Here is a 24,567-nt window from a genome sequence, read left to right on the forward strand (position 1 = left end):
TGGTGTACCTTTTTGCTTACGTTTAGCGAATAAAAGGAGGAAAGCCATGTACAAAGCTGATTATAAACAGATTGCTGCAACGCCGTCTTTTCAAGCTTTTTTAAAGCAGAAACGCGCTTTTATTGTTCCTTCTGCGATTTTCTTTTTTGTCTTTTATTTTTCACTCCCTGTTTTGACATCTTATTTCACCTTTTTGAATGCACCGGCCATTGGAGCTGTTTCATGGGCTTGGCTGTTCGCCATCGCCCAATTCGCTATGACCTGGATACTGAGTACTGTGTATTCCCGGAGAGCCGCTCATTTCGATCGGTATGTAAGCGCTTTAAAAGAGGATCTGAAGGGTGAACAGACATGAATATGACTGCTTTTTTATTATTTTTGGCGATTGTTGGTCTGACGCTTATTATCACGTATTTTGCCGCGAAGCGGACGAAAACGACGAGTGAGTTTTATACGGCGGGCGGCGGGCTCACCGGTGTTCAGAATGGACTGGCAATTGCCGGTGACTACATGTCTGCCGCCTCGTTTCTCGGGATTGCCGGAATGATTGCGTTATATGGATTTGATGGCTTCTTTTACAGCATCGGTTTTCTGGTGGCTTATCTTGTTGTCTTGTACATCGTGGCGGAGCCGCTTCGGAATCTTGGAAAGTACACGATGGCAGACATGATTGCCGCTCGCTTTAAAGAAAAGAAAATCCGCGGTGTCGCGGCTCTCAATACCATTGCCATCTCTACTTTTTATATGATCGCCCAGCTCGTGGGGGCGGGAGCGCTGATCAAACTGCTTCTAGGGCTGGATTATACCGCGGCTGTCCTCATCGTCGGAGTGCTGATGACCATTTATGTCGTGTTTGGCGGCATGATCGCGACAAGCTGGGTTCAAATTATTAAAGCCGTTTTGCTGATGGCCGGCACACTCGTGATTTCGATTATCGTGTTTTCGAAATTCGGCTTTAGCCTTAATACCATGTTTGAACAGATGAAAACGGCTACTCCGCTGGGCGCTGATTTTTTGAACCCCGGAAATAAATACAAGGTGCCGCTTGAGACCTTGTCGTTAAACTTGGCGCTCGTGCTGGGAACCGCCGGGCTTCCGCATATATTGATCCGGTTTTATACCGTTAAGGATGCCAAGACGGCCCGTACATCCGTTGTGTCAGCGACATGGATTATCGGTGTGTTTTATATTATGACGGTGTTTCTCGGCTTTGGTGCCGCGGCATTTGTCGGTTTTGACGCGATTACGGCGGCTGATCAAGCGGGAAATATGGCGGCTCCGCTTTTAGCAAAAGCACTCGGAGGAGACTTTCTGTTCGCGTTTGTATCAGCCATCGCCTTTGCCACCATTTTGGCTGTTGTGACAGGGTTGGTGCTGTCTGCCGCCTCAGCATTTGCCCATGATATTTACAGCCAGATCATCAGAAAGGGAGAAGCAACTGAAAAAGAACAGATGAAAGCGGCCAGATGGGCTTCTGTCGCCGTGTCAGTACTCTCGATTCTCCTTGCGATTTTTGCACAATCCTTAAATGTGGCGTTCCTTGTTGCACTCGCGTTTGCGGTAGCCGCTAGCGCAAACCTTCCGCTGATTGTGTTTACTGTCTTCTGGAAACGATTCAATGCCTCAGGCGCTTTATGGGGCAGCCTGACAGGCCTGATCAGCGCGCTTGTGCTGGTGTCAATGAGCCCTAGTGTGTGGGACCCGGCCGGAGGTGCTATTTTTACCGGTGATCCGCTCATTCCGCTGTCTAATCCAGGGATTATTTCCATCCCGCTCGGCTTTCTCGGCGCGTGGCTCGGAACGGTGCTGTCGTCTGATAAAACAATTGATGAAGATACGTTTGCAGAAATACAGGTGAAGGCGCATACTGGCGTCCATATGGAACAGGAATAAAAAAAGCTCTCTTTATAGAGAGCTTTTTCCTTGTCTTTTCTTCTGTTCGTCAGAAATCGCTTTTTCAAATACATCCTTGCCGGCAGCACCCGGAATTACAGTGTCGCCAATAATAAAGGTTGGAACGGCTGTGATGTCAGCCTCTTCATAAGCGTGCTTCAAGGCTTGGCGCTGCACGTCCTGATATGTTCTTGTTTCCAGTGCTGATTTGAATGATGCACCGTCTAATCCCACTTCCTCGGCGAGCTTCGTCAAGATGTCAATGTCGCCGATATTTTGGCCCTCCTGGAAAAACGCCTGAAAGACACGGGTGTTGTATTCATGTCCTTTATTGTATTCCTTCGCAAAATGGAAGCCTTCAAACGCGAGGTCTGTATACGGATGGGGTGAGACGTTTGGAAAATTGATCTCGACTCCTAATTTCTCCGCCATTGGCTGAATTGATGTCTGCCACATGTACTGTTTGGAAGGATCATTGACCGGATCAAGCTGAGGAGATGGGCTTGGGCGCAGTTCAAACGGCATCCACTCGACTTCAACATCCTTTCCTTTTATCGCTTCTTCAAAAGCGGCTTTTCCAACGAAACAAAATGGGCAGACGTAATCTGAATAAACTTTAATGTGTACTGTCATGATAATCTCCTTTCGTATAAATTGATTTTAAACTGTAACAATTAAAGTTACAACTGTTTTTTAAATAAAGAAGCCGATTTAGGCTTCTTTTATGATTCCAGCAAACGCTGGGCAATATATTCTCCTTTTTTGCAGCCGCCTGGGCATGCATATAAAGCAGAACCGATTGTTTGTGTATATTCGTTTAACGCATCCTTTGCTGAAAGAGCCTTCAGCATCGGGATAAACTGATTGTCGGGATTTTTTTGAAAACTGATAAACAGAAGACCTGCATCCATATAGCCGGTTTTCGGATCAAGTCCTTCTGTGTAAGAGAAAGCTCTTCGCAAAATTTGTTTTCCCGTAGATTTCGCTAGACTGACGTGCGAATTAGACGGAATTTGATTCAGCTTCACGGGATCTGTTTCCTTTTTCTGCCCAAAAGGCGCCCCTGAGCTTTTTCTGCGGCCGAAGGTATCCTCTTGGTCCTTAAGGGAAGAGCGATCCCATATCTCAAGGAACATTTTGATTTTCCGAAAAGCCATATAGGTGCCGCCCGTCATCCAGTCAGGCTCACCGGACTGAATCCACACGATCGAGTTCATCAAGCTGTCATCCTCCGTGCTCTGGTTGCCTGTTCCATCTTTGAACCCGAAGAGGTTGCGCGGCGTTTCACCATTTTTTCCTCCGCTTAAAAAGCCTTTGTTCACAAAGCGGACCTCACAAGTGCCGACCGCTTGATTTAGCAGGTTACGCAGCGCGTGAAACGCCACTTGCTCGTCGTCTGCACATACTTGAATGCAGATGTCCCCGCCTCCCTGCTTTTCATCCAGGTTGTCATTGGGCATCGGTGGAAGAGCGGCCAGGTGCTTCGGTTTTTTGCTTTTCAGCCCGAAGCGGTCCTTCCCGTCTTTTTCAAAAAAGCCAGGCCCGAATCCGAATGTGACCGTTAAGTTGGAAGGGGATAAATCAGCAGACTCACCTGTATCCTGCGGCGGCAGATATTGATTTCTCTGCTCAGCTGACATTTTCTTTCCAGACGTCAGCATCTGTGTGAGACTTGTCCAGTTTCTAAATAACGTAATGATGTCGCTTTTGTCTTTTGCTGTTACATCCAGTGCAGCAAAATAGACATACGTCTGATGGGCAGTTGTGATTCCGGCCTGATGCTTTCCGTAAAACGGAACAATCTGTTCCTCCTCTTTTTCATCCTTTTTCGATGGCTTAGCCGCAGTCTGAACAAGCGGAGCGAGACCGCCGAGACCGCTGGCACCGATCGCAACGGCTGCCCCCGCCATCGCTCCCCATTTTAAAATGTCCCGTCTATGAATTTGTTCTGGCTTTTTTTGTTCATCGCTCATGCTGTTACAAAACTCCTTTTATAGCACATTCGCAATCTTCGACATGGTTTCAGAAAGAGTCGTCAGCTTTGTGCTCAGCTCTCTGATTTGCTTTTCACTTAATTTATCATAAGACGTATAGGACTGATCATTTGTTTTGTATTTTGCCATTAAAACTTCAAATTCGCTGAACTCCGTATCCAGTTTTTCCGTCAAGTCGGAGTGATCTTTTACAAGCGCGCTTTTCACTGTTTGATAAACGGCTTCGGAGCCTTCCACATTTGCCATAAGGTCAACTAAATCAATTCGTGAGTAGCGCTCTTCTTCTCCCGTAATTTTCGAAATTCCGGCTTCGTTCAGAAGCTCCATCGCGCCTGCAACAATTTGTTCAGGTGTTAATTTCAGTGATTGAATTGAACCGTCAAGCTCTTTTACATCCTTGAGAAGCTGGTCAGCTGTTGCCTTTTCCCCGGAAATATCTTGATCCTTCCAAATGGCCTTCTCAAGCTTATGGAAGCCTGTCCATTTGTCTCCTTCTTCAACATCGTTTTCTCGTGCATCAATTTTCGGGTCAAGATCTCCAAGGCTTTCAGCGATCGGTTCGATACGCTCGTAATAAACACGCGCTTTCGCATATAACGTTTTAGATTTTTCGATATCGCCGGATTTCACAGCGCTTGTAAATGCTTCAGTCGCTTTGACAAGCTGGCCACTCTGCTTTTTGACATAGCCTTTATACTCATCCGCTGCTTTTGCCAGCTGATCGCTAGCCTTTTTGCCGCTCTTCTTCGCTTCTGTCAGGTCTTCTAAGGACGCTTTCAGGGACTCGGATTCTGTCTTGATTTTTGCTGTATCCGGTTTGTCTTTTTGCGCTTCTGTGTAGATTGGCTGAAGATGTTTTTCGATTTCTGTATATTCGAATGGATAGTCGCTGCGAATGTCGTTTTCAAAGGAAAGCCAGTAGCTGTTTAACTCTTTCCCCTTCTTTTCAATCTCTTTTTGGTCTCCTTTTTCCGCTGAGTCATTCAGCTTGGAAATGATGGTTTCCATTTTATTTACGGATGCGGTGATTTCTTTAGTGACCCCGCTTTTTTCAGATGAAGCTTTTTCTTTGGTTGAAGATGTGTCGTTGGCTCCGCAGCCTGCGCACAGCGCAAGGATGCATCCGGCTGATACAGCGATTTTTGTGAAATTCATTTTGTCAGTTCCTTTCTGTTTGTAAAATGTTTTGCCGCTTCTGAAACAAGCGCAATCAGTAAAAAGAGTAAAATCAGCATTTGCGGAATCGTGCTGTACACAGACGGATAAATTCCTAGCACCGATACAGACGGCAGCCAGCTTTCTGCATCAGACGGAAGAATGCCCGCCAGTTGAAGGCTGTGAACGCCGGTTCCGAGAAATTTCACGCACATATACAGGACAACCGCCATTGATAGAAGAAAAAACGGCTTCAATGGAATGCGCATTCCGAGCTTGATCATCAGAACACCGACGATGACGAGAACGATAAGCCCTGCGGCAGTTCCGCCGATCAGTTCAGTGAGCGGGAGCTTCCCGACAAGCCCGATGAAAAAGATGACCGTTTCGAGACCTTCTCTTACAACTGCCAGAAATGCAATGAGCGCAAAGGAAAGCAGGCTTCGTTTTTTTAGTGCCTGTGACTTCTGGATATTGATTTTTTCTCTCCATTTATCCATTGAGGCGTTTCTGTGCAGCCACACCCCGACATACAAAAGCATGACAGCAGACAGTACGCCGGTAATGCCGCCAAGCAAGAAATTGTTTTCTCCGAATACACTGGAGGAGAACAGAACCGTGACACCGATGCCGGCTGCTAAGGAAACAGCCATGCCGGCGGACGCCCCGCCCCAGATCCATGCCGAGGAGCGCGTGACCCGCGCTTTTTTTGTCATGGTTAGTAGCGCTCCGATGACAAGGAGAGCCTCCATTCCTTCACGAATCGGGATCAGCGCCGCGTCCCACCAGCTGTAGCTGCTAGAAGCGATCGGCTCGAGCAATTGAATCATTTCGTCAATTTGCTTTGATACCTTTTCGGGATGGCTGCCGATCTCCGCCTTCATCAGCGCCAGATTTTCCTCCGATGTCGTATAGGCTTCTTTCGATTGGGACACGACGTCTCCCTCAACGGCGAGCCAGGATGTAACTAAATTGTCGATTGCGGATGACGCTTCATCCAATTGTTTTTTTTCTATTAACTGTTTTGTGTCTTTCAAGCTGTGTATATAGGCTGTTAAGGACGCCCTTGATTGACCTGAGGATGTCTTTTTCAGCACGACAGCCTGCTGGTAGGTTTCTAAATGAGATGAAAGCTCTTCAAGCTGTGATTTGAGCTTGCCTGCGTCTTGATTGATAAAAGAAAGAGAAATCATCGCGATATTCGCGTCCATTTCACTGTGAGAAGAAAGGTTTTCTTTCTTAATAGAAGGTTCTTCTTTTTTCCACTTCGCTTTGAAGGTGTCAAACGTTTGTTGTGCCGAATCCATATCCCCGTCTTTTACGGATTTGATCATTTGCTTGTTTAATTGAATTAATGCGGCGATCGGATCATCTTCCGCATGTGCCGCAGAACCGAAAACCATCAACAAGCTGAATAGAATAAGTGCCAGCCCCCGAGCCATCATGTTCCTCCTATAATTGAAAATGATTATCATTGTATAACATAATCATAGCCAGTTCCTGTCCTTTGTCAATTAAAATTTGAAGGTCTGAAAACCTTGATGGACAGCAAAAAAGCTGTCCTTTTACAGAACAGCCCTTTGAAGGAAAATGAACGATTATCTTCCTGTTTTATACGTTTGAATTTCCTCACGAAACTTGCGTGCAGCACTCTCAGGATCCTCCGCCTGACTGATGGCGCTGATCATACTGACACCATCGGCCCCCGCTTGGATAACAGGTGCGGCATTATCTATTGTGATTCCGCCGATGCCGACAATTGGAATGCTGATGCCTTGGCGGCGCACTGCTTCGATAAGAGATACACCCTGTACCGCTCTCGTATCCTTTTTCGTTTCAGTCGGATAGATCGGCCCAAGCCCGACATAATCCGCTCCGTCTTCTTCGGCTTGCTTCACCTCAGACATCGTATGGGCAGAAACGCCGAGAATCATATCACCTATGGCAGCTCTTACCTCTTTCGCATTTGCGTCTTCCTGGCCGATGTGGATACCGTCAGCTTTCAGCTTCAGAGCCAATTCCACATCATCATTGACAATGAACGGAACACCAGCTTCACGGCAAGCTGCCTGCGCTTTTTCAGCAAATTTAATCCGAGCCTCTCCTGTCAGCGCATCCCCGCCTTTTTCACGGAACTGGTACAGGGTGGCACCGCCTTTTAACGCTTTTTGTACAACTGTAACAGGATCGGCTTTCGTATTGTTTGACCCCATAATGAAGTAAACAGATAATAACTCTTTCATCATTTCCCGAGAAATACGAGTCATGAGACAGTCACCCTTTCTATAGTCGCCCATTCTTGGACGTCTTGTTCAGTAACAGTTGAAAGCTTGTTCAGCAATTCAATCTGAAAGCTTCCAGGGCCTTTGTCAGCCGTCTGCTGTGCGGCAAGCTGAGCGGCGACCCCATACGAAGAAATGGCCGCAATAGCAGCAAACAATGGATTTTCTTCCACAGCGCAAAACGCACCGACGACGGAAGTCAGCAGGCAACCGGCGCCTGTCACTTTTGTCAGCAGCTTGTGGCCGTTATGAAGGGTGTATACATGTGACGTGTCGGCTATGACATCAACTTCACCAGTAATCGCAATGACCGTGTTTAGCTTTTGTGCCGCTTGCTGAGCCAGCCGGATGATGTCGCCTCCGCCTTCACCCGCATCAACACCTTTGATCAGCCAATCCGTCACACCGACGGTATGGGCAATTTCCGCCGCATTTCCTCTGATTGCAGCAAGGCGAACCTCACGAATGATGTCACGTGCCGATTCAGTTCGGAACGGTGTTGCTCCGGCACCGACAGGATCAAGAATGACGGGAACGCCATGTTCATTAGCTGATTTTCCCGCGATGATCATCGCTTCGACTGACTCCTTGCTCAGTGTTCCGATATTTAAAACGAGTGCACCCGCAATCTTCGCCATATCGGCGACCTCTTCTTTTGCGTACGCCATAACGGGCGATGCGCCGAGCGCGAGCAGGCCGTTTGCTGTGAAATTCGTTACGACATTGTTGGTTATGCTATGCACCAGTGGGCTATGCCGGCGGACAGCAGTAAGACATTTTGCTGCTGATTGTGCATCCATGTTTGCATCATCCTTTACTATCTTTTTTCGGGTCCCATAAATACGATTTCGTATGTTCGAGCCAAGCTCTGGCCGCAAAGGGCAAGTAACGGTCCTTTCTCCAAATAATGGCGAGGTGCCAAGGGATGACCGGATCGACAAGCGGAATGACTTTCACTTTTTCAGGGTCAAGGCCGCGGCAGATCCGTTCCGGCAGAAGCCCGATCCCAAGGTTGGCTGATACCATCTCACTAATAAAATCCCATTGTGATGTTTCATAAATGATATGGGGCCGGAACCCAGCCTTGATACATTCCGTCATAATTCGGTTGTGCAGGACAAAATCCTCTCTGAAGAAAATAAAAGGCTCGTCCTTCAACTCACGCAGCTGACATTCTTTCTCATCAGCCAGCCGGTGGGAAGGGTGAACGACAAGCATTAAGGTTTCTTTTACGATTGTAAACGAATGAAAGGTATCTTCGTTTGCGGGAAGGACCACAACGCCGATATCAAGAGAGCCGTCCCCGACACCTTCTTGGACTTTTATAGAACCGTCTTCGACTAGCTGAAAGGTGACATTCGGATAGTTTTCACGGAAATCGCCGAGCACTCTCGGGAAAAACCCCGATCCGATCATCGGCGGCAGTCCAATCCGTACGTGCCCTTTCTTGACTTCCATAATATCATTTAATTCTGACGTCAGGTTTTGAAATGATTTAATGATTTCCTGCGCCTGCACATACATGCTATGACCGGCATCAGTCAGTTCCACCTGCCTGCCGTTTCGGTAAAACAGTTCAATTCCGAGCTCTTCTTCTAAATTTTTGATCATTTTTGATATCGTCGGCTGAGAAACATAAAGGGATTGGGAAGCCTTCGTAAAACTTTTTAAACGGGCGACTTCCAAGAAATATGTTAAATGGCGGATATCCATGTGCTTCACCCTTTCTATAGACAAAAGGAATACTTCTTATTCTTAATATATATTTTACCTATAGAGAGACCTTATGTACAATAAGTATATAAGGGAGGCATCAATATGAAAAAACTGTTGCTAACCGTTATTCAAATCGCTCTGTTATTTATATTTGCTCGGCTGATTAATTGGGTGACAGCCCTTCTTCATATAAATATTCCCGGCAGTATAATAGGGATTGTGATTCTTTTCACATTATTGCACTTTAACATTATCAAGCTTGAATGGATCGAGCTTGGTGCAGCGTGGCTTCTCGGGGAGCTGCTTTTATTTTTTATCCCGTCTGCCGTCGGAGTGATTGAATACGGAGACATTATGTCGAAATTTGGTGTCAGCATTCTGCTTGTTGTCATCATCAGCACGTTTGTCGTGATGGTGTCTACAGGAACGCTTACACAACTCATCGCAAAGAGAAAGGAGAAAAAGCATACGTGTTCATCGGAATTGTAAGTTTGTTTTTAACGGTTTTGGTGTATTTAGGAGCAAAAAAGGTATATCAACGCTTTCCGCGTGTTTATACGTCGCCGCTATTGGTGACGCCCGCTGTGTTAGTCGGTCTGCTGCTGCTGGTGAATGTCCCGTACGAGTCCTATAATCTCGGCGGCGGATTGCTGACCGATATGCTACAGCCGGCCACCGTGGCATTCGCGATCCCGTTATATAAATATTTCCCTGTTTTAAAGAAATACGCAGTGGAAATTATTTTGAATGTGGCCGTCGGTTCATGCATCGCGATTATTTCTACCGCTCTTATTGCGAAATGGCTTCACCTCGGCACCGGCTTAATTGACAGCCTCGTCCCGAGATCAGTGACAACGCCGATCGCGATGAACGTATCTGAAATGATCGGCGGAATGCCTGCCGTCACAGCCGTGTTTGTGATTTTAACCGCTTTGCTCGGCACAGTGATCGGCCCGATGGTCATCCGCTATTTCCGTATTGATAACGAAATCGCGCGGGGCGTGCTGCTTGGCACAAGCGCGCACGGAGCGGGAACGTCAAAGGCATTTGAGCTTAGCTCTGTGTCCGGCACGATTTCCAGTGTGTCGATGATCTTAGCTGCGATTATGACGCTTTGCGCGGCGCCGTTTTTACTTTCATTTATGTAAAAAACTGTCCTCTCGAGGGCAGTTTTTTTATGTGCTTCCCCTTATTGAAAAGCTGGCGAATTCCAATATAATGTATTTGTGGATACCAAAGGAGGCACCCTGATGCACAACTTGCAGGTGAGGCGGCATTACGCCGCGTTAAAAGGATTTTATTTGTTTGCTTTTCTCGGTACGGGCAGCATAATTCCCTTACTCAGTATGTATTTAACGAAGGAACAGCATTTAAGCGGATCACAGGTCGGCTTGATCATGTCGCTGGGCCCGATTGTGATGATTTTCTTTCAGCCGTTTTGGGGCATGCTGAGCGACTATACGCAAAAAACGAAAGGCCTGCTGGCGGTTTGCACATCAATCACAGGCATCATTGGATTAGCCTATATTGCATTTGACAGTTTCCCTCTGTTTATTTTGATTGCGGCCTGTTTTGCAGCCTTTCAAAGCACGATTATTCCACTTTCGGACAGCATTTCACTAAGGTACACACAAGAAACAAACGGCAACTATGGCGGAATCCGGCTGTTTGGTTCTCTCGGCTTCGGTGTCGCGGTGTTTGCCATGGGACAGGTGACGAACCAGCTGTACCCCATTCACGTGATCTTTATCTTTGGCTGTGCCTTTCTGTGCATTGCTGCCATATTAGCTTCACAAATGCCCGGCCAGCAGAAAACAACAACAAAGGTCAATATCCGCAAAGGATTCCGGGAGCTTATCAGCAACAAAACTTTCCTCATCTTTATGATCATCACCTTTACGACATTTGCTCCAAACTTAGCGAACAATACGTATTTCAGTCTTTTTCTGGACAAAAGCGGCGCGTCACTTTCCGCTATTGGCATTTTATTTTTCATCGGTGTCATTTCAGAAATTCCATTTATGCGATTTGCCCAAACATTTATAGATAAAATGGGGCTGCTCAACGTCATTATGCTGTCAGGCGGGGTTTCATTATTCAGGTGGGCACTCTATTTCACGGCGCCTTCATTATGGATCATTTATGCGACAGTCTTTCTTCAGGGAGTGGCCATCGGTTTATTTATCCCGGCGGCGCTTCAATATGTGAAAAAGATTACCCCAAGACACGTTGAAGCGACGGCACTGACCATGTACGCCGCCATCGGCAACGGATTCGGCAACTGGTTCTGCACATTTGCAGGCGGGTACATTTTTGACTACGTGTCGATTTTCGCGGTCTACTTGCTTTTTGGCATTCTGAGCATAGCAGGCTTTGGCCTGACATTATATTTAGTGAAGGCTGAAAAAAACAAAAATACACTTCATCAGCCGGCTGTTACTTTTAAACCATAATGACTATAATGAACAAAAGAAAGGATGTGCGTTATGAACGGGCAAGAGCGAAACAGCATTTCGAAAGGGTTGCAGGTTGATATTGTATTGAAAGCAGATCAAAAAACAGGAAAACTGACGAGAGGGACAGTGAAGGATATTTTGACGAAATCAAGCTTTCATCCGCATGGCATTAAAGTCCGTCTTGAAGATGGCCGCATCGGCCGCGTCCAGCAGATCATTTCTACATAAAAAAAGCTGCCCCTGAACAGGGCAGCTTTTTCATTATTTTTTCTGCAGAAGGACCACTTTCAGGTAGTTGCCTTCCGGAAATGCCGAAATCGTTTTGAAATCCTCCGGCAGCGTAAATTCCTCAATGATGGTGTAGCGTTCGTTTGTTTCTTTAAATGCGGCATCGATAAAGCCTTTGAATTTCTTCATGCCAAAGGCGCTGCTGTTTGTAGAGGCAACAATGACACCCTTGTCAGCAGTGATGGCAATCGTTTCCTTCAGCAGGTTTTTATAATCCTTGGCCGCGCTGAAGGTGCGTTTTTTTGTGCGCGCAAAGGAAGGCGGATCGAGAATAATCAGATCAAAGCGCAAATCCTTTTTTGCAGCATATGAAAAATAGTTAAACACGTCCATCACTTTAATGTCGTGCGCTTCGTAATCCAGTTTGTTCACGCTGAATTGCTCGATCGTTTTGGCCAGGCTTCGGTTTGCCACGTCGACGCTTGTTGTTTTCTCTGCTCCGCCAAGCGCCGCCGCCACGGAGAATGCACCCGTATAAGAAAACGTATTTAAAACGGTTTTCCCTTTTGCATAGCGGTCTCTGATCGCCTTGCGCACATGTCTCTGATCCAAAAAGATGCCCGTCATGGCGCCTTCATTCAGATCCACCGCGTATTGAATGCCATTCTCCTGGATGATGATCGGGAACTCGCCCCTTCTCCCTTTCACGAAGTCATCATCTTCAACGTATTGTCCAGCTGTGTCGAAGCGTTTCTTCTCGTAAATCGCTTTATAATCAAGATCCATCTCATCCAATGCGGAAATCAGCATGTCTTTAAAGGTGTAAATTCCCTTGCTGTACCATTGAATCAGCAGGTAGCCGTCATAATAGTCGATGGTGACGCCGCCGACACCGTCGCCCTCACCGTTGAACAGGCGGAAAGCTGTTGTATCTTGAGCCTCAAATAGTTTGGCGCGCGCTTGGGCCGCTTTTGTTAATTTGGTGAGAAAAAATGCCTGGTCAACCTGTTCATGTTTATTGCGGGTAAGCGTCCAGCCGACCCCTTTGTTTTGCAGGCCGTAATAGCCCCGCGCGAGAAACTCGCCGCTCTCAGACACGATATCAACGAGGTCTCCTTCTTTCATGTGCCCCGCACTCCCTGCGAGAGCTTCTTTTTCAATAAGGGGATAGCCTTTTTTTATTTTGGCAGCGTGTGCTTTTTTTAGGGTGAGTAGCTTCATATATGTCGTCCTCTTTCCGTTTGCTTTCTCTTATCGTACCACAAAACGCCAAGATGTCTGCATTGACAGAAAGGAAAGGTTTTTCTACGATAGACAAAAAGAGTTACGAGGAGGAGCAGCATGCCAAAACGAATTGACCATACAGGCATCATGGTAAGAGATATTAACGCGTCCATCACATTTTATGAAGAGGTACTCGGCATGAAATTGAAGGATCGCATCACACACACGAACGGTGTAATCGAGCTTGCTTTTCTCGGCTTTGAAGACGGCCCGGAAACAGAAATCGAACTGATTCAAGGCTACAGCAGCGAGCTTCCCGCTGAAGGAAAAGTGCACCACATTGCCCTGCTGACGGATGACATCGCGGCTGAATATACAAAAGCGGAAAGAATGAACGCGAAATTTATTGACGAGGAGATCACAACACTTCCAAACGGATACCGTTATTTCTATATCGAAGGTCCTGACGGTGAGTGGATTGAGTTCTTTCAGCGATAAAAATAAAGAACGTACATTTTGTGATGTACGTTTAGATTGTTGATAAAATCATAAAATGGTTTTCATTTTATGATTTTGTCATCTATTCAGCGTGATTGAAAACCCTTGAAGTCTAGGAAGGACGAGCATCGGAGCACAGCGAATGTTCTAATTCGTGAGCACCGACGCGCAGGCCTGACAACGAATGCGAGGGTTTGTCGACACGCTGAACGTACATTTTGTGATGTACGTTCTTTTTTTATCTATACCAACTGATATACGTTGACTCATCGCAAATCATAGCTTCCCAGCCCATACGTTCAACCAATTCATGGATGTTTTCACCTTTGGCTAAAAAGACATTAATGAATGAGTCATATACACTCATAAACACAAAGTCCATTTTCTCATCAGTCAAAACGAGCTCTGCTGCGGCTTCATCAAGAACCGTCCGCAAGTTGGCCTCAGTTATGTCCAAAACGCCGCGGTTTTCCACAATCGGTTCTGCGTAATAAAACCGATTGGATCCGTTCACACCTAACACCTTTACCAAACTCGGAATATGAAAATTTGAAATATGATCCTCACTGGGATAATAGAGGTCTCCATTTATGTTTTCATGTAACACCTCAGCCAAATCCTCTCTTGCGCACTCGTCCCTTACAGCGCCTATCGACGTCATTAAAGCCAGCGCCAGCTCAGCATGTGTTTGAAAGCCGCAAGAAGACATAACCTTCTTCCAGGAAACAGCCTTGCCTTTTCCTCTTATTTCATCATCGTTTGGATAAATATGCTCATAATCATTTTTTCTTTTTCCTTTCTCCCATCCTTCAGGCATTTGGATAAAAGGAGAAAAGATAATAGCGGTAGATGAGTATTCAACTGGTACTTGTTGTAAGATCGGTGATTCGTCATCTAACCATATATAATCTAGCATGCGCACCTCCTTTACATATTCTAACATTTCCCTTTCATTTGAAAGAAGATGATCAGCCTATGACAGGCTGATCATCTATCACATCACATTTTTATCCCCAGATTCAACCGCACTCTCTTCCCGCCATTTTTGATGATCCCATATTCTGAAAAACGGATAGTAGATGGCACAGGTGATCAGCAGATTCACCAGCTGCATAACGGCGCCCGACACCTTTCCGCCTGTCGCCAGGTAACCTGATATGAGCGGCGGCATCGTCCATGGCACCGCGATTCCGGCCGGTCTTGCCACCAGCCCGGTGCTCATGCCGATATAAGTCGCGGTAATCGTGAGGAGCGGTGCGATGATAAATGGGACAATAAGGAGCGGATTCATGACAATCGGCATGCCGAAAATGATCGGCTCGTTGATATTAAATAGCGCAGGGCCGATTCCTAATCGTCCAAGCTGCTTCATTTGTTTGCTCCGGGAGCGCACAAGCATCGTCAGGACAAGCGCCAGCGTCGCCCCGCTCCCGCCGACATTGATCCAAATTTGAAAGAACTGAGTCGTAAAAATACTCGGCAGCGCCTCGCCCGCTTGGAAGGCAAGACGGTTGGCATCCATCGCGCCATACCAAATCGGCGCCATGATTCCGCCAATGATGGAAGCCCCGTGAATCCCGCACGACCAAAGCAGCATCTGCACAAATTCAGCGATCAGGCTTCCGCCGAGACTGCCGCCAAGGATGGAAAGCGGTGTGCCAAGCAGGTCTCCTATGACATTGTGCAGACTCTGAAAAGGTGTCATTTCAATCAGAAGGCGCGCCAGCCACACAAGAAACACAATGATAAAGCCGGGAATCAGCGCGACAAACGATTTGCTTACCGCAGGCGGCACACCGTCTGGCATTTTGAAGACGATATTTTTTTGAATAATGTACCGATAGATTTCGGTTGAAAACAAGGCGATCAGCATGGCGACAAATAGGCCCTTGCTGCCAAGCAGCGTGATCGGGATTCCGCCCTCTACCATGATGGGTTCCGTTGAGCCACCCGGTGTAAACGGCACCTCAAACGGCGTTGCCAGCAGAAATGCGGCAATTGAAATCGCTCCGGCAGAAAGGGCATCGACACCATAGCTTTCTGCCAGCCGATAGGCGATCCCAAAAGCGGCAATCATCGCCATAATATCAAACGAAGCGTTAACAGGATATCCGAGCTTATCGGCCCACTCGTTCCCAAACACACTCGCCATGAAATCAGCATACCCCGGAATCGGCAGGCTCGTTAAAATCAAGAAGACAGACCCGATAATAATCAACGGCATGGTCAGGATAATTCCGTCACGCAAAGCGCTGAGATGCCGCTGCCCGGCAATTTTCCCGGCGACAGGCATTATTTTTTCCTCCATCACCCGAGTGAATGTGCTCATCTTAAAAGCCCCCTTTTCTCATTGCTTTGTGAACAACCTCCGCAATGTTTTCTTTATCTTATTTTGAAAACGCTTACAAATTCATTTGGAAAATTTCCTCTTCATGCGGAAAAAATCTGCATTTTGCTAAACAACCCTGCCCATGAAAAATTTTTTCCTTCTTACTATCAATCTCTCTTTTTTTCTCCGATATATATATCAAACATCATAGAAAAAGGAGATGAATCATGAAAAACATGTCTTGCAAACTTGTTGTATCAGTCACTCTGTTTTTCAGTTTTCTCACCATAGGCCCTCTCGCTCATGCGCAAAACAACAGTGAGAAAGAGGTTATTGTGGTTTATAAAAACAAGGCCGGAAAGGAAACCATCCTGGACAGTGATGCTGATGTTGAACAGCAGTATAAGCATCTTCCCGCGGTAGCGGTCACAGCAGATCAGGAGACAGTAAAAGAATTAAAGCAGGATCCTGATATTTTGTATGTAGAAAACAACGTATCATTTACCGCAGCAGACAGCACGGATTTCAAAGTGCTGTCAGGCGGCACTGACACCTCTGACAACTTTGAGCAATGGAACCTTGAGCCCATTCAGGTGAAACAGGCTTGGAAGGCAGGACTGACAGGAAAAAATATCAAAATTGCCGTCATTGACAGCGGGATCTCCCCCCACGATGACCTGTCGATTGCCGGCGGGTATTCAGCTGTCAGTTATACCTCTTCTTACAAAGATGATAACGGCCACGGAACACATGTCGCAGGGATTATCGGAGCCAAGCATAACGGCTACGGAATTGACGGCATCGCACCGGAAGCACAAATATACGCGGTTAAAGCGCTTGATCAGAACGGCTCGGGGGATCTTCAAAGCCTTCTCCAAGGAATTGACTGGTCGATCGCAAACGGGATGGACATCGTCAATATGAGCCTTGGCACGACGTCAGACAGCAAAATCCTTCATGACGCCGTGAACAAAGCATATGAACAAGGCGTTCTGCTTGTTGCCGCCAGCGGTAACGACGGAAACGGCAAGCCAGTGAATTATCCGGCGGCATACAGCAGTGTCGTTGCTGTTTCAGCAACAAACGAAAAGAATCAGCTTGCCTCCTTCTCAACAACTGGAGATGAAGTTGAATTTTCAGCGCCGGGGACAAACATCACAAGCACTTACTTAAACCAGTATTATGCAACGGGAAGCGGAACATCCCAAGCGACACCGCACGCCGCTGCCATGTTTGCCTTGTTAAAACAGCGTGATCCTGCCGAGACAAACGTCCAGCTTCGCGAGGAAATGCGGGAAAACATCGTTGATCTTGGTACCGCAGGCCGCGATCAGCAATTTGGCTACGGCTTAATCCAGTATAAAGCACAGGCAACAGATTCAGCGTACGCGGCAGCAGAGCAAGCGGTGAAAAAAGCGGAACAAACAAAAGCACAAATCGATATCAACAAAGCGCGAGAACTCGTCAGACAGCTGCCGGGCTCCGACGCCAAAACTGCCCTGCAAAAAAGACTGGATAAAGTACAGTCATACAGAAATGTAAAAGATGCGAAAGACAAAGTCGCAAAGGCAGAAAAATATAAAACACAGCAAACCGTTGATACAGCACAAACTACCGTCAACAAGCTGTCGAACGGAACAGACAAAAAGAACCTTCAAAAACGCTTAGACCAAGTAAAACGCTACATCGCGTCAAAGCAAGCGAAAGACAAAGTTGCGAAAGCGGAAAAAAGCAAAAAGAAAACAGATGTGGACAACGCACAATCAGCAATTGGCAAGCTGCCTGCAAGTTCAGAAAAAACGTCCCTGCAGAAACGTCTTAACAAAGTGAAGAGCACCAATTTGAAGACGGCACAGCAATCCGTATCTGCGGCTGAAAAGAAATCAACTGATGCAAATGCGGCAAAAGCACAATCAGCCGTCAATCAGCTTCAAGCAGGCAAGGACAAAACGGCATTGCAAAAACGGTTAGACAAAGTGAAGAAAAAGGTGGCGGCGGCTGAAGCAAAAAAAGTCGAAACTGCCAAGGCAAAAGTGAAGAAAGCGGAAAAAGACAAAACAAAGAAATCAAAGACATCCGCTCAGTCTGCAGTGAATCAATTAAAAGCATCCAATGAAAAAACAAAGCTGCAAAAACGGCTGAACGCCGTCAAACCGAAAAAGTAACCAAAAACCTTTAAGACTTGCATTCCAGGTCTTAAAGGTTTTTTACATTCTAAGAACATCGCACACAACCTTTTTCCCATCTATTGTACAGGCTTTTCATACTATTGCTATACAGCCATGAACAGCATAAAATGAACGTTATTACAGTTATCACCACATATGGCGGGATTGTGACTGGGCAGGCAGGCAAGACCCAATGATGCAAAGGGAGTATTAGTGCCTAAAAAGCAGGGCATTTTAACTCTTCTTTTCGTGTTGGGCTCATAACGGCGCCTTGGACAACCCCTATTCTCATGCTCCGTCGTCGACGCGGGCATTTTTGTCATTTTCAGCCGGTATTTCTCACTTTTTTCATTTTGATTGTCAACTTTTCATTTGATACGATGAACAAGCCGACTTTTCTTCAGCAAAGGAGGTTTTGATTGCTTGCATAAAGAGATTGCAAAAGAATTACTGCTGCTCGCAGGAGGAAAAAACAATATTATCAGCATCAGCCATTGTACGACCCGTCTTCGTTTTGATGTAAAGGACGAGACGAAAATTGATATACATGCCATTGAGAATCTGCAAGGTGTGCAGGGCACCTTTTTCCGCTATGGCCTTTTCCAGATTATCTTCGGAGCAGGCGTCGTCAACAAAATATATAAAGAAGTCGTTCATGTATGGGAGACCGCGCCTTCAGAAGAGCCTGTCCACCAGAAAAAAGCCAGCCGGAAGCTAAACCCTGCCGCAGCTTTTGCAAAAACACTGTCCGATATTTTTGTGCCGATTATTCCGGCAATAACAGCAAGCGGCCTGCTTATGGGGCTGATCGGCATGATTAAGGTGTTTCATTGGTTCGCTGCCGGCAGCCCATGGATTAAAATGCTCGACCTCGTGTCCAGCACAGCCTTTATTTTACTGCCAATTTTAGTTGGCTTCAGTGCCGCACGGCAATTTGGCAGCAACCCATACCTAGGGGCAGTGATTGCAGGGCTTTTGACGCATCCTGATCTGCTGGACCCGTCTATGCTCGGCAGCAAAACCCCGTCTTCTTTAGACATATGGGGGCTTCATATCCCAATGATGGGCTATCAGGGTTCCATGATACCGATTCTTCTTTCCGTTTTTGTCATGAGCAAAATTGAGAAGCTATTAAAATCGATTGTGCCGAAGTCGCTTGATGTCGTGATCATTCCCTTTATTACGGTCATGGTGACAGGATGCCTCGCGCTGATTGTGATGAATCCCGCCGCGTCCATCATCGGCCAGATCATGACACAATCGATCGTCTATATTTATGATCACGCCGGCATTGCCGCCGGAGCCCTTTTCGGCGGCATCTACTCTACCATCGTCCTATCTGGATTGCATCATAGCTTTTATGCAATTGAGGCAACGCTGCTTGCTAATCCGCATGTCGGTGTCAACTTTTTAGTGCCGATATGGTCGATGGCGAATGTGGCCCAAGGCGGAGCGGGGCTTGCGGTATTCCTCAAAACGAAACAATCAAGCCTGAAGAAAATTGCGCTCCCCGCTTCTCTGACCGCGTTTTTAGGCATTGTTGAGCCGATTGTATTCGGGGTAAATCTCAAACTGATCCGTCCCTTTATCGGAGCAGCCATCGGCGGTGCTATTGGCGGAGCATACGTGGTTGCGGTACAAGTTGTGGCAAATTCATACGGGCTGACAGGCATTCCGATGATTTCAATTGTGCTGCCGTTTGGCGCCGCGAATTTTGTTCATTATATGATCGGTTTCTTGATCGCAGCCGTCTCTGCTTTTATAGCTACATTGTTTCTCGGGTTTAAAGAAGAGACAGAATAACTGGATTTATTCGATTTCATTCATAAAACGGGGGATGAAAGGACAAAAAAGCTATGAAAATTAAAAGAATCTTAAATCATAATGCTATCGTCGTAAAGGATCAAAATGAAGAGAAGATTCTCTTGGGTGCAGGAATTGCGTTTAACAAAAAGAAGAATGACATTGTCGATCCGTCAAAAATAGAAAAAACCTTTATCAGAAAAGATACACCTGACTATAAGCAGTTCGAAGAGATTTTAGAAACATTGCCTGAAGACCACATTCAGATTTCTGAGCAAATTATCTCTCATGCCGAAAAAGAGCTGAACATCAAAATCAACGAGCGCATTCATGTCGCTTTTTCAGACCATCTTTCTTTTGCAATCGAACGCCTGAGCAATGGGATGGTTATCAAAAATCCGCTGCTGAATGAAATCAAAGTCCTTTATCCAAAGGAGTTCCAGATCGGCTTATGGGCCAGAGCCCTGATTAAAGATAAACTGGGGATTCACATTCCTGATGATGAAATCGGCAATATCGCCATGCATATCCACACAGCAAGAAACAATGCTGGCGATATGACACAAACGCTTGATATTACAACCATGATCCGTGATATTATCGAGATTATCGAAATTCAACTGTCTATTAATATCGTTGAAGATACCATCTCTTATGAACGGCTCGTGACCCATCTCCGCTTTGCCATTCAGCATATCAAAGCAGGCGAATCCATTTACGAGCTGGACGCAGAAATGATCGACATCATTAAAGAGAAGTTTAAGGATGCCTTCCTGTGTGCCCTAAGCATCGGCACCTTTGTGAAGAAGGAATACGGCTTTGAGTTTCCTGAAAAAGAATTGTGCTACATCGCCATGCATATTCAGCGGTTCTACCAACGGTCAGTCGCACGCTGAGGCAAACAAAAAACGCTTTTGATCATCTCAAAAGCGTTTTTTTATACCTGTATTATTGGTTGATCGCCGGGTTGCTGATCGTATTCCACTTCGTATACGACATGTAATGGAAATACTGATCGCGATATGGGTGTTTCGTATTAGAATTCCAAGGCTTTTCACCGCCGCAGAAGTGGACGACTGCCGGGTTTTGTCTCGCTTCGTTGTAAAGCTTCCGCCCTAACAGAGTCGGTGGGGTTTTCAGCTTTAACATGATATAGGTTTGAGCGTTCCAGCGCGGATGAAGTTCATACCACTGATCATACAAGATCGCATTCAGTGCATCTTGGTCATGCAGCACAAGAAAGTCTTCGTCTGGGTGTTCATTGATAAAGTTGATGACTTTTTCTGTGATGTTTTGCTTTCTCCAAGAGTCAAAATCAATAATCATGATACCTGAGTTAAAATACTTCCCTGTATCAGTGACGTTCATTTCTTTCAGGCGTTCATGCTGCCCCGCATCCTCAACAGCGGCTACGGTGTATGGCGCAATGTCTAAGTCCCATAGCTTAGAAATATCCTCTAGGACAAGCGCATCACAATCGATGTAAATCATTCGTTTGATGCTTTCATCCTTAATTAAGTCAGGAATCGAAATGCGGTAATACGCGGCTTTTGTAATATGGCTGCTCTCTACCGCATGTTCATACATTTTGGTATCCACTTCTAAAAACTCAATCGGCACTCCGAATTTCAAAGTGGTTTCTTCCAGTCTTTTTTTGTTATCAGGCTTAATTCCGCCATCAATGACGTATAATTTTGCCTCTCTCTCCTGATCCATGTTAGTCAATAAAGAAACGAACATCCCACCTAAATGACGAGCATAATTATCATCTGCGCATGATACGATATGCATGATTTCATCTTTCCTCAATGGTATTCATCTCCCTTTTTGTTGTACAAGTTACATACCCTTTTTCAAAAAAATAAACACGTTCTCCGACATTTTTTTAAACAGAATGTGTGATACAACAAAAAAGGTGTCATTTTTTGAAGATGCGATAAAGCCAATAAAGAATGAAAAAGCTTGCGATTGTGATGGCTTCAGCCGAGACGATATACCACGGCCATGGCCCGAGAACATCTAAGAGAGAGGATCCGCCCGGTTTTTTCGTCAAATACATATAATTCGCGCCAAGCCAGCGATCAATCAGGAAAATACAGACGCCGTACACATTAACAAGCAGGACTGTCACCCATAACGAGCGCTGGCCCATTCTGTAGGTGCCAATCACAGCCATCAGCAGACAGGATAAAAACACAGACCCGTGAGAAATAAAAAAGAGGATATATCGGATATGCGGAAATGAAAACATACCAAGGTCAGGAGTGGCAAGAGCCTGAATCGAACTGCCGATGCCGACAAAAAACAAAAACACAAACAGCTTTCTGCTTTTTGTCACTAACATAATAGCTGACAAATACACCGACAGGTCACTAAGCTGGAGAGGCAATGAAGTGCGCACCGACCACCTGCCCGTAGCGACCATCCATATTTGATAGCCGATTTGCGAACCAAGCAAAAGAAACACAAACAGAGAACGCAAAAACCGGCTGGCCCTCGGCTGCTTGACCCCATCTTGGAACAAAAACAACAGAATGGCCAAAAGGGCGATAATCGCTAACGTCACTACATGCTCTGTCGAAAACAGATGAAACGGATCATGCTTATAGACGGATTGAACATATTTTTGCAAGATTGCACCCCGTTTGCGGTTTTTTGTTTATTTTGGCGTTGTTTGGGCTTTTTTTATTCAACCGATATATGGGCTTGAAGTTCACACCAGACTCTGTTAAAATTCGTTTCATAGCTAATGATTCTGATAATTTAAGGCAGGCCTAAAAAATGGAACGTTCACATCAACATCAGCAGCTTCGGAAGGAAGAACACGATACACTTTCTAAGCTCAAACAAATGCCCGTCGAGTCACTCAACCTGGAAGCCATTTCGATCGCTACGAATCTGTATCGGTCTGCACAAAGGCTCCGTGTCAAAATGGAGACTGAGGTTCTTTCTTCCTATAACCTTTCTTGGACCGCTTTCTCCATTCTTTATGATCTATGGGTATGGGGAGCGCTCGAAACGAGAAAAATCGCTGAGCTGTCAGGGATATCTACAGCTACAGCAAGCAACGTGATCAAAACGCTCGAAAAAAAGAATTTTTGCCGTAAAAGCATCGACACAAGAGATCGGCGACTCGTGTTTGTCTCTATCACCGATTCCGGCAAACAAGCGATCGAAGAACTCTACCCGGAGTTTCACAAAGGGGAAACAGAGCTCATCGCAGGAATGACGAAGGACGAACAGAAAATATTGACAGGGCTGCTTAGAAAGGTAGCTGACAATCTTCATACAACATAAGCTTTGACGGGAATCCAGTAGCGGTTTGTCTCCCTGTTTCAGAGAGCCGGCGGAAGGTGCGAGCCGGCACATAGCAAACGTGAATTACCTCCCCGAGCTTTCTTTGTGAACCTTAAAAGTAGCAAAGAACGGGAAACCGTTATTCGAATGAGCGGAAGACAATGTCTTCAACCAGGGTGGTACCGCGTGCATTGAGCCACGTCCCTTATCGGGATGGGCTCTTTTTTGTGTTTGTAAAAAAGGAGGAAGAGTGATGAAAACATTTGAGCAGCTCACAGCGTCACAGCAAAAAGAGGTAGAAAGACAGCTTCAGCTATACATGACAGGCGCCCACGAAGTCATACCGCCGGAGGAATTAAAGGCAAAGCTCGTGAAATCAATTTCCACGGGCACGCCGCTTAAAATTAAGCTCGGATTAGATCCGTCTGCACCGGATGTACATTTGGGCCATACGGTTGTGTTAAATAAGCTTCGCCAATTTCAAGAAAACGACCACATTGTCCAGCTGTTAATTGGGGATTTCACAGGAAAAATTGGTGATCCGACCGGAAAATCGGCAGCCAGAAAGCAACTGACTGATGAAGAAGTTCAGCACAATGCCAAAACCTACTTTGAGCAATTCGGAAAAGTGCTTGATCCAGAAAAAGTCGAGCTTCACTATAACTCGAAATGGCTGAAAACATTGAATCTGGAAGATGTCATTGAATTAGCAGGGAAAATAACGGTAGCCCGCCTGATGGAGCGCGACGATTTTGAAGAACGCATCGCCATGCAAAAACCAATCTCACTGCATGAATTCTTTTACCCATTGATGCAGGGATATGATTCTGTCGTTCTCGAAAGTGATATTGAATTAGGCGGAACGGATCAGCATTTCAATGTCCTCATGGGACGGCATTTTCAAGAACGATACAACAAAGAAAAACAAGTCGTCATCCTTATGCCGCTCTTGGAAGGCTTGGATGGCGTCGAGAAAATGTCGAAGTCGAAACACAACTACATTGGCATTAACGAACATCCAAACGACATGTACGGAAAAACGATGTCACTGCCCGACAGCCTGATGAAAAAATACATCCACTTGGCGACAGACTTAGAGCTTGAAGAGAAAAAACAGCTCGTAAAAGACTTAGAAACCGGCGCCGTTCATCCGCGTGATGCTAAAATGCTTTTAGCCAAAACAATCGTCCGAATGTATCACGGAGAGAAAGCAGCAGAAGCTGCCGAACACTCGTTTAAAACAGTCTTTCAGGAAAACAGCCTGCCGGAAGATATACCGGCCGTAAACTGGAAAGGCGAGAAAACGATAGCGATGATTGATCTGCTCGTCAAGCTGGAGCTCCTCTCTTCGAAGAGCGAGGCGCGCCGCATGATTCAAAACGGCGGTGTACGCATCGACGGAGAGAAAATAACAGATGTTCACGCCAAAGCAGAGATAAGAGAGAATATGATCATCCAAGTCGGCAAACGCAAGTTTTTAAAGCTCCAATAGTTTGATATTCCGAAACGCTTATGACCCTTCAT

General features: G+C 46.0%; 24 protein-coding genes and 1 other annotated feature. Of the genes, 12 read left to right on the forward strand and 12 right to left on the reverse strand.

Going from position 1 to position 24,567, the window contains the following annotated elements; genetic code table 11:
- Positions 1 to 46 precede the first annotated feature (46 nt).
- Together AC0OMA_RS19530 and AC0OMA_RS19535 are read left to right on the forward strand one after the other, a co-directional pair.
- Positions 47 to 355: a DUF485 domain-containing protein gene (locus tag AC0OMA_RS19530; RefSeq protein ID WP_003222190.1), complete on the forward strand. Its 309-nt coding sequence runs from the start codon at positions 47 to 49 to the stop codon at positions 353 to 355.
- Positions 352 to 1,893 (forward strand): solute symporter family protein, encoded by a 1,542-nt coding sequence (locus tag AC0OMA_RS19535; protein ID WP_003227390.1) that lies wholly within the window; start codon positions 352 to 354, stop codon positions 1,891 to 1,893. The genes AC0OMA_RS19530 and AC0OMA_RS19535 overlap by 4 nt, the downstream gene beginning before the upstream one ends.
- A 12-nt stretch (positions 1,894 to 1,905) precedes the next feature.
- Here AC0OMA_RS19535 and AC0OMA_RS19540 read toward each other — a convergent pair whose 3' ends face one another.
- The 7 genes from AC0OMA_RS19540 to cidR form a co-directional block, all read right to left on the reverse strand.
- Positions 1,906 to 2,526, reverse strand: a complete 621-nt coding sequence (locus AC0OMA_RS19540) for a DsbA family oxidoreductase (RefSeq protein WP_014478353.1) — start codon at positions 2,524 to 2,526, stop codon at positions 1,906 to 1,908.
- Between the two features lie 89 nt (positions 2,527 to 2,615).
- Entirely contained in the window at positions 2,616 to 3,866 is a 1,251-nt protein-coding gene (gene efeB / locus AC0OMA_RS19545) for an iron uptake transporter deferrochelatase/peroxidase subunit (protein ID WP_015384996.1), read from the reverse strand.
- 18 nt (positions 3,867 to 3,884) lie between these two features.
- Complete coding sequence (gene efeM, locus AC0OMA_RS19550; RefSeq protein WP_015384997.1) at positions 3,885 to 5,042, reverse strand: iron uptake system lipoprotein EfeM; 1,158 nt, start codon at positions 5,040 to 5,042, stop codon at positions 3,885 to 3,887.
- Complete coding sequence (gene efeU, locus AC0OMA_RS19555) at positions 5,039 to 6,484, reverse strand: ferrous ion permease EfeU (RefSeq protein WP_015483871.1); 1,446 nt, start codon at positions 6,482 to 6,484, stop codon at positions 5,039 to 5,041. Before efeU ends, efeM begins: the two co-directional genes overlap by 4 nt.
- A 156-nt stretch (positions 6,485 to 6,640) precedes the next feature.
- On the reverse strand, positions 6,641 to 7,309 hold the full coding sequence (gene thiE / locus AC0OMA_RS19560; RefSeq protein WP_015483872.1) for a thiamine phosphate synthase: 669 nt from the start codon (positions 7,307 to 7,309) through the stop codon (positions 6,641 to 6,643).
- Positions 7,306 to 8,124, reverse strand: a complete 819-nt coding sequence (thiM, locus tag AC0OMA_RS19565) for a hydroxyethylthiazole kinase (RefSeq protein WP_003244274.1) — start codon at positions 8,122 to 8,124, stop codon at positions 7,306 to 7,308. Before thiM ends, thiE begins: the two co-directional genes overlap by 4 nt.
- Before the next feature lie 7 nt (positions 8,125 to 8,131).
- Positions 8,132 to 9,037, reverse strand: a complete 906-nt coding sequence (gene cidR, locus AC0OMA_RS19570) for a cidABC operon transcriptional activator CidR (RefSeq protein WP_015483874.1) — start codon at positions 9,035 to 9,037, stop codon at positions 8,132 to 8,134.
- Between the two features lie 105 nt (positions 9,038 to 9,142).
- On the opposite strand from cidR, the gene AC0OMA_RS19575 reads away from it, so the two are divergent.
- The 4 genes from AC0OMA_RS19575 (at position 9,143) to AC0OMA_RS19590 (ending at position 11,724) form a co-directional block, all read left to right on the forward strand.
- Positions 9,143 to 9,529: a CidA/LrgA family holin-like protein gene (locus tag AC0OMA_RS19575; RefSeq protein WP_003227375.1), complete on the forward strand. Its 387-nt coding sequence runs from the start codon at positions 9,143 to 9,145 to the stop codon at positions 9,527 to 9,529.
- A complete protein-coding gene (locus AC0OMA_RS19580) occupies positions 9,511 to 10,188 on the forward strand; it encodes a CidB/LrgB family autolysis modulator (protein WP_003227371.1) in 678 nt (225 codons plus the stop codon). The genes AC0OMA_RS19575 and AC0OMA_RS19580 overlap by 19 nt, the downstream gene beginning before the upstream one ends.
- Positions 10,189 to 10,290: 102 nt before the next feature.
- Positions 10,291 to 11,493, forward strand: a complete 1,203-nt coding sequence (locus tag AC0OMA_RS19585) for an MFS transporter (protein ID WP_063334861.1) — start codon at positions 10,291 to 10,293, stop codon at positions 11,491 to 11,493.
- A 33-nt stretch (positions 11,494 to 11,526) separates the two neighbouring features.
- Positions 11,527 to 11,724 carry a YwbE family protein gene (locus AC0OMA_RS19590; RefSeq protein ID WP_015385004.1) on the forward strand — a complete coding sequence of 66 codons (198 nt, stop codon included), beginning with the start codon at positions 11,527 to 11,529 and terminating at the stop codon, positions 11,722 to 11,724.
- A 33-nt stretch (positions 11,725 to 11,757) separates the two neighbouring features.
- Here AC0OMA_RS19590 and AC0OMA_RS19595 read toward each other — a convergent pair whose 3' ends face one another.
- Positions 11,758 to 12,945, reverse strand: coding sequence for a class I SAM-dependent rRNA methyltransferase (locus tag AC0OMA_RS19595; protein WP_015385005.1), 1,188 nt, complete (start codon positions 12,943 to 12,945; stop codon positions 11,758 to 11,760).
- Between the two features lie 120 nt (positions 12,946 to 13,065).
- Here AC0OMA_RS19595 and glxA point away from each other — a divergent pair, with 120 nt between their 5' ends.
- Entirely contained in the window at positions 13,066 to 13,446 is a 381-nt protein-coding gene (glxA, locus tag AC0OMA_RS19600; RefSeq protein ID WP_015385006.1) for a glyoxalase GlxA, read from the forward strand.
- A gap of 238 nt (positions 13,447 to 13,684) precedes the next feature.
- Here glxA and AC0OMA_RS19605 read toward each other — a convergent pair whose 3' ends face one another.
- The gene (locus AC0OMA_RS19605) at positions 13,685 to 14,362 is read right to left on the reverse strand and encodes a DUF2711 domain-containing protein (RefSeq protein WP_181220287.1); all 678 of its coding nucleotides are present in this window, start codon (positions 14,360 to 14,362) and stop codon (positions 13,685 to 13,687) included.
- A 78-nt stretch (positions 14,363 to 14,440) separates the two neighbouring features.
- The gene (gene celB / locus AC0OMA_RS19610; RefSeq protein ID WP_474222355.1) at positions 14,441 to 15,775 is read right to left on the reverse strand and encodes a PTS cellobiose transporter subunit IIC; all 1,335 of its coding nucleotides are present in this window, start codon (positions 15,773 to 15,775) and stop codon (positions 14,441 to 14,443) included.
- 227 nt (positions 15,776 to 16,002) lie between these two features.
- Between celB and epr the strand changes: the two genes are divergently transcribed.
- From epr to sacY, 3 genes are all read left to right on the forward strand, one after another.
- A complete protein-coding gene (gene epr / locus AC0OMA_RS19615) occupies positions 16,003 to 17,940 on the forward strand; it encodes a minor protease Epr (RefSeq protein WP_327844935.1) in 1,938 nt (645 codons plus the stop codon).
- Positions 17,941 to 18,366: 426 nt separating this feature from the next.
- Positions 18,367 to 19,746: a SacY negative regulator SacX gene (gene sacX / locus AC0OMA_RS19620; protein ID WP_003243800.1), complete on the forward strand. Its 1,380-nt coding sequence runs from the start codon at positions 18,367 to 18,369 to the stop codon at positions 19,744 to 19,746.
- Between the two features lie 53 nt (positions 19,747 to 19,799).
- Positions 19,800 to 20,642: a transcription antiterminator SacY gene (gene sacY / locus AC0OMA_RS19625; protein WP_003244589.1), complete on the forward strand. Its 843-nt coding sequence runs from the start codon at positions 19,800 to 19,802 to the stop codon at positions 20,640 to 20,642.
- A 52-nt stretch (positions 20,643 to 20,694) separates the two neighbouring features.
- On the opposite strand, the gene AC0OMA_RS19630 is transcribed toward sacY, so the two are convergent.
- Complete coding sequence (locus AC0OMA_RS19630; RefSeq protein WP_015483878.1) at positions 20,695 to 21,555, reverse strand: glycosyltransferase family 8 protein; 861 nt, start codon at positions 21,553 to 21,555, stop codon at positions 20,695 to 20,697.
- 109 nt (positions 21,556 to 21,664) lie between these two features.
- Positions 21,665 to 22,378, reverse strand: coding sequence for a YwaF family protein (locus AC0OMA_RS19635; protein WP_015483879.1), 714 nt, complete (start codon positions 22,376 to 22,378; stop codon positions 21,665 to 21,667).
- A 149-nt stretch (positions 22,379 to 22,527) separates the two neighbouring features.
- Between AC0OMA_RS19635 and ywaE the strand changes: the two genes are divergently transcribed.
- Entirely contained in the window at positions 22,528 to 23,043 is a 516-nt protein-coding gene (gene ywaE / locus AC0OMA_RS19640) for a tyrZ transcriptional regulator YwaE (protein WP_019712840.1), read from the forward strand.
- Positions 23,038 to 23,252 (forward strand) — a binding site (T-box leader). It overlaps the preceding gene by 6 nt.
- A gap of 41 nt (positions 23,253 to 23,293) precedes the next feature.
- Positions 23,294 to 24,535: a tyrosine--tRNA ligase gene (tyrS, locus tag AC0OMA_RS19645; RefSeq protein WP_251217803.1), complete on the forward strand. Its 1,242-nt coding sequence runs from the start codon at positions 23,294 to 23,296 to the stop codon at positions 24,533 to 24,535.
- The last annotated feature ends 32 nt before the right edge of the window (positions 24,536 to 24,567 follow it).

The organism is Bacillus sp. AMCV2 (assembly GCF_056033925.1).

Excerpts from the sequence above, each read along its gene's own strand:
- glxA (WP_015385006.1), top strand. The coding sequence starts at position 13,066 with ATGCCAAAACGAATTGACCATACAGGCATCATGGTAAGAGATATTAAC.
- celB (WP_474222355.1), bottom strand. The coding sequence starts at position 15,775 with ATGAGCACATTCACTCGGGTGATGGAGGAAAAAATAATGCCTGTCGCC.
- AC0OMA_RS19585 (WP_063334861.1), top strand. The coding sequence starts at position 10,291 with ATGCACAACTTGCAGGTGAGGCGGCATTACGCCGCGTTAAAAGGATTT.
- AC0OMA_RS19595 (WP_015385005.1), bottom strand. The coding sequence starts at position 12,945 with ATGAAGCTACTCACCCTAAAAAAAGCACACGCTGCCAAAATAAAAAAA.
- thiE (WP_015483872.1), bottom strand. The coding sequence starts at position 7,309 with ATGACTCGTATTTCTCGGGAAATGATGAAAGAGTTATTATCTGTTTAC.
- AC0OMA_RS19530 (WP_003222190.1), top strand. The coding sequence starts at position 47 with ATGTACAAAGCTGATTATAAACAGATTGCTGCAACGCCGTCTTTTCAA.
- epr (WP_327844935.1), top strand. The coding sequence starts at position 16,003 with ATGAAAAACATGTCTTGCAAACTTGTTGTATCAGTCACTCTGTTTTTC.
- AC0OMA_RS19605 (WP_181220287.1), bottom strand. The coding sequence starts at position 14,362 with ATGCTAGATTATATATGGTTAGATGACGAATCACCGATCTTACAACAA.
- AC0OMA_RS19590 (WP_015385004.1), top strand. The coding sequence starts at position 11,527 with ATGAACGGGCAAGAGCGAAACAGCATTTCGAAAGGGTTGCAGGTTGAT.
- ywaE (WP_019712840.1), top strand. The coding sequence starts at position 22,528 with ATGGAACGTTCACATCAACATCAGCAGCTTCGGAAGGAAGAACACGAT.
- efeB (WP_015384996.1), bottom strand. The coding sequence starts at position 3,866 with ATGAGCGATGAACAAAAAAAGCCAGAACAAATTCATAGACGGGACATT.
- efeM (WP_015384997.1), bottom strand. The coding sequence starts at position 5,042 with ATGAATTTCACAAAAATCGCTGTATCAGCCGGATGCATCCTTGCGCTG.
- AC0OMA_RS19535 (WP_003227390.1), top strand. The coding sequence starts at position 352 with ATGAATATGACTGCTTTTTTATTATTTTTGGCGATTGTTGGTCTGACG.
- AC0OMA_RS19575 (WP_003227375.1), top strand. The coding sequence starts at position 9,143 with ATGAAAAAACTGTTGCTAACCGTTATTCAAATCGCTCTGTTATTTATA.
- AC0OMA_RS19540 (WP_014478353.1), bottom strand. The coding sequence starts at position 2,526 with ATGACAGTACACATTAAAGTTTATTCAGATTACGTCTGCCCATTTTGT.
- efeU (WP_015483871.1), bottom strand. The coding sequence starts at position 6,484 with ATGGCTCGGGGGCTGGCACTTATTCTATTCAGCTTGTTGATGGTTTTC.
- sacY (WP_003244589.1), top strand. The coding sequence starts at position 19,800 with ATGAAAATTAAAAGAATCTTAAATCATAATGCTATCGTCGTAAAGGAT.
- cidR (WP_015483874.1), bottom strand. The coding sequence starts at position 9,037 with ATGGATATCCGCCATTTAACATATTTCTTGGAAGTCGCCCGTTTAAAA.
- thiM (WP_003244274.1), bottom strand. The coding sequence starts at position 8,124 with ATGGATGCACAATCAGCAGCAAAATGTCTTACTGCTGTCCGCCGGCAT.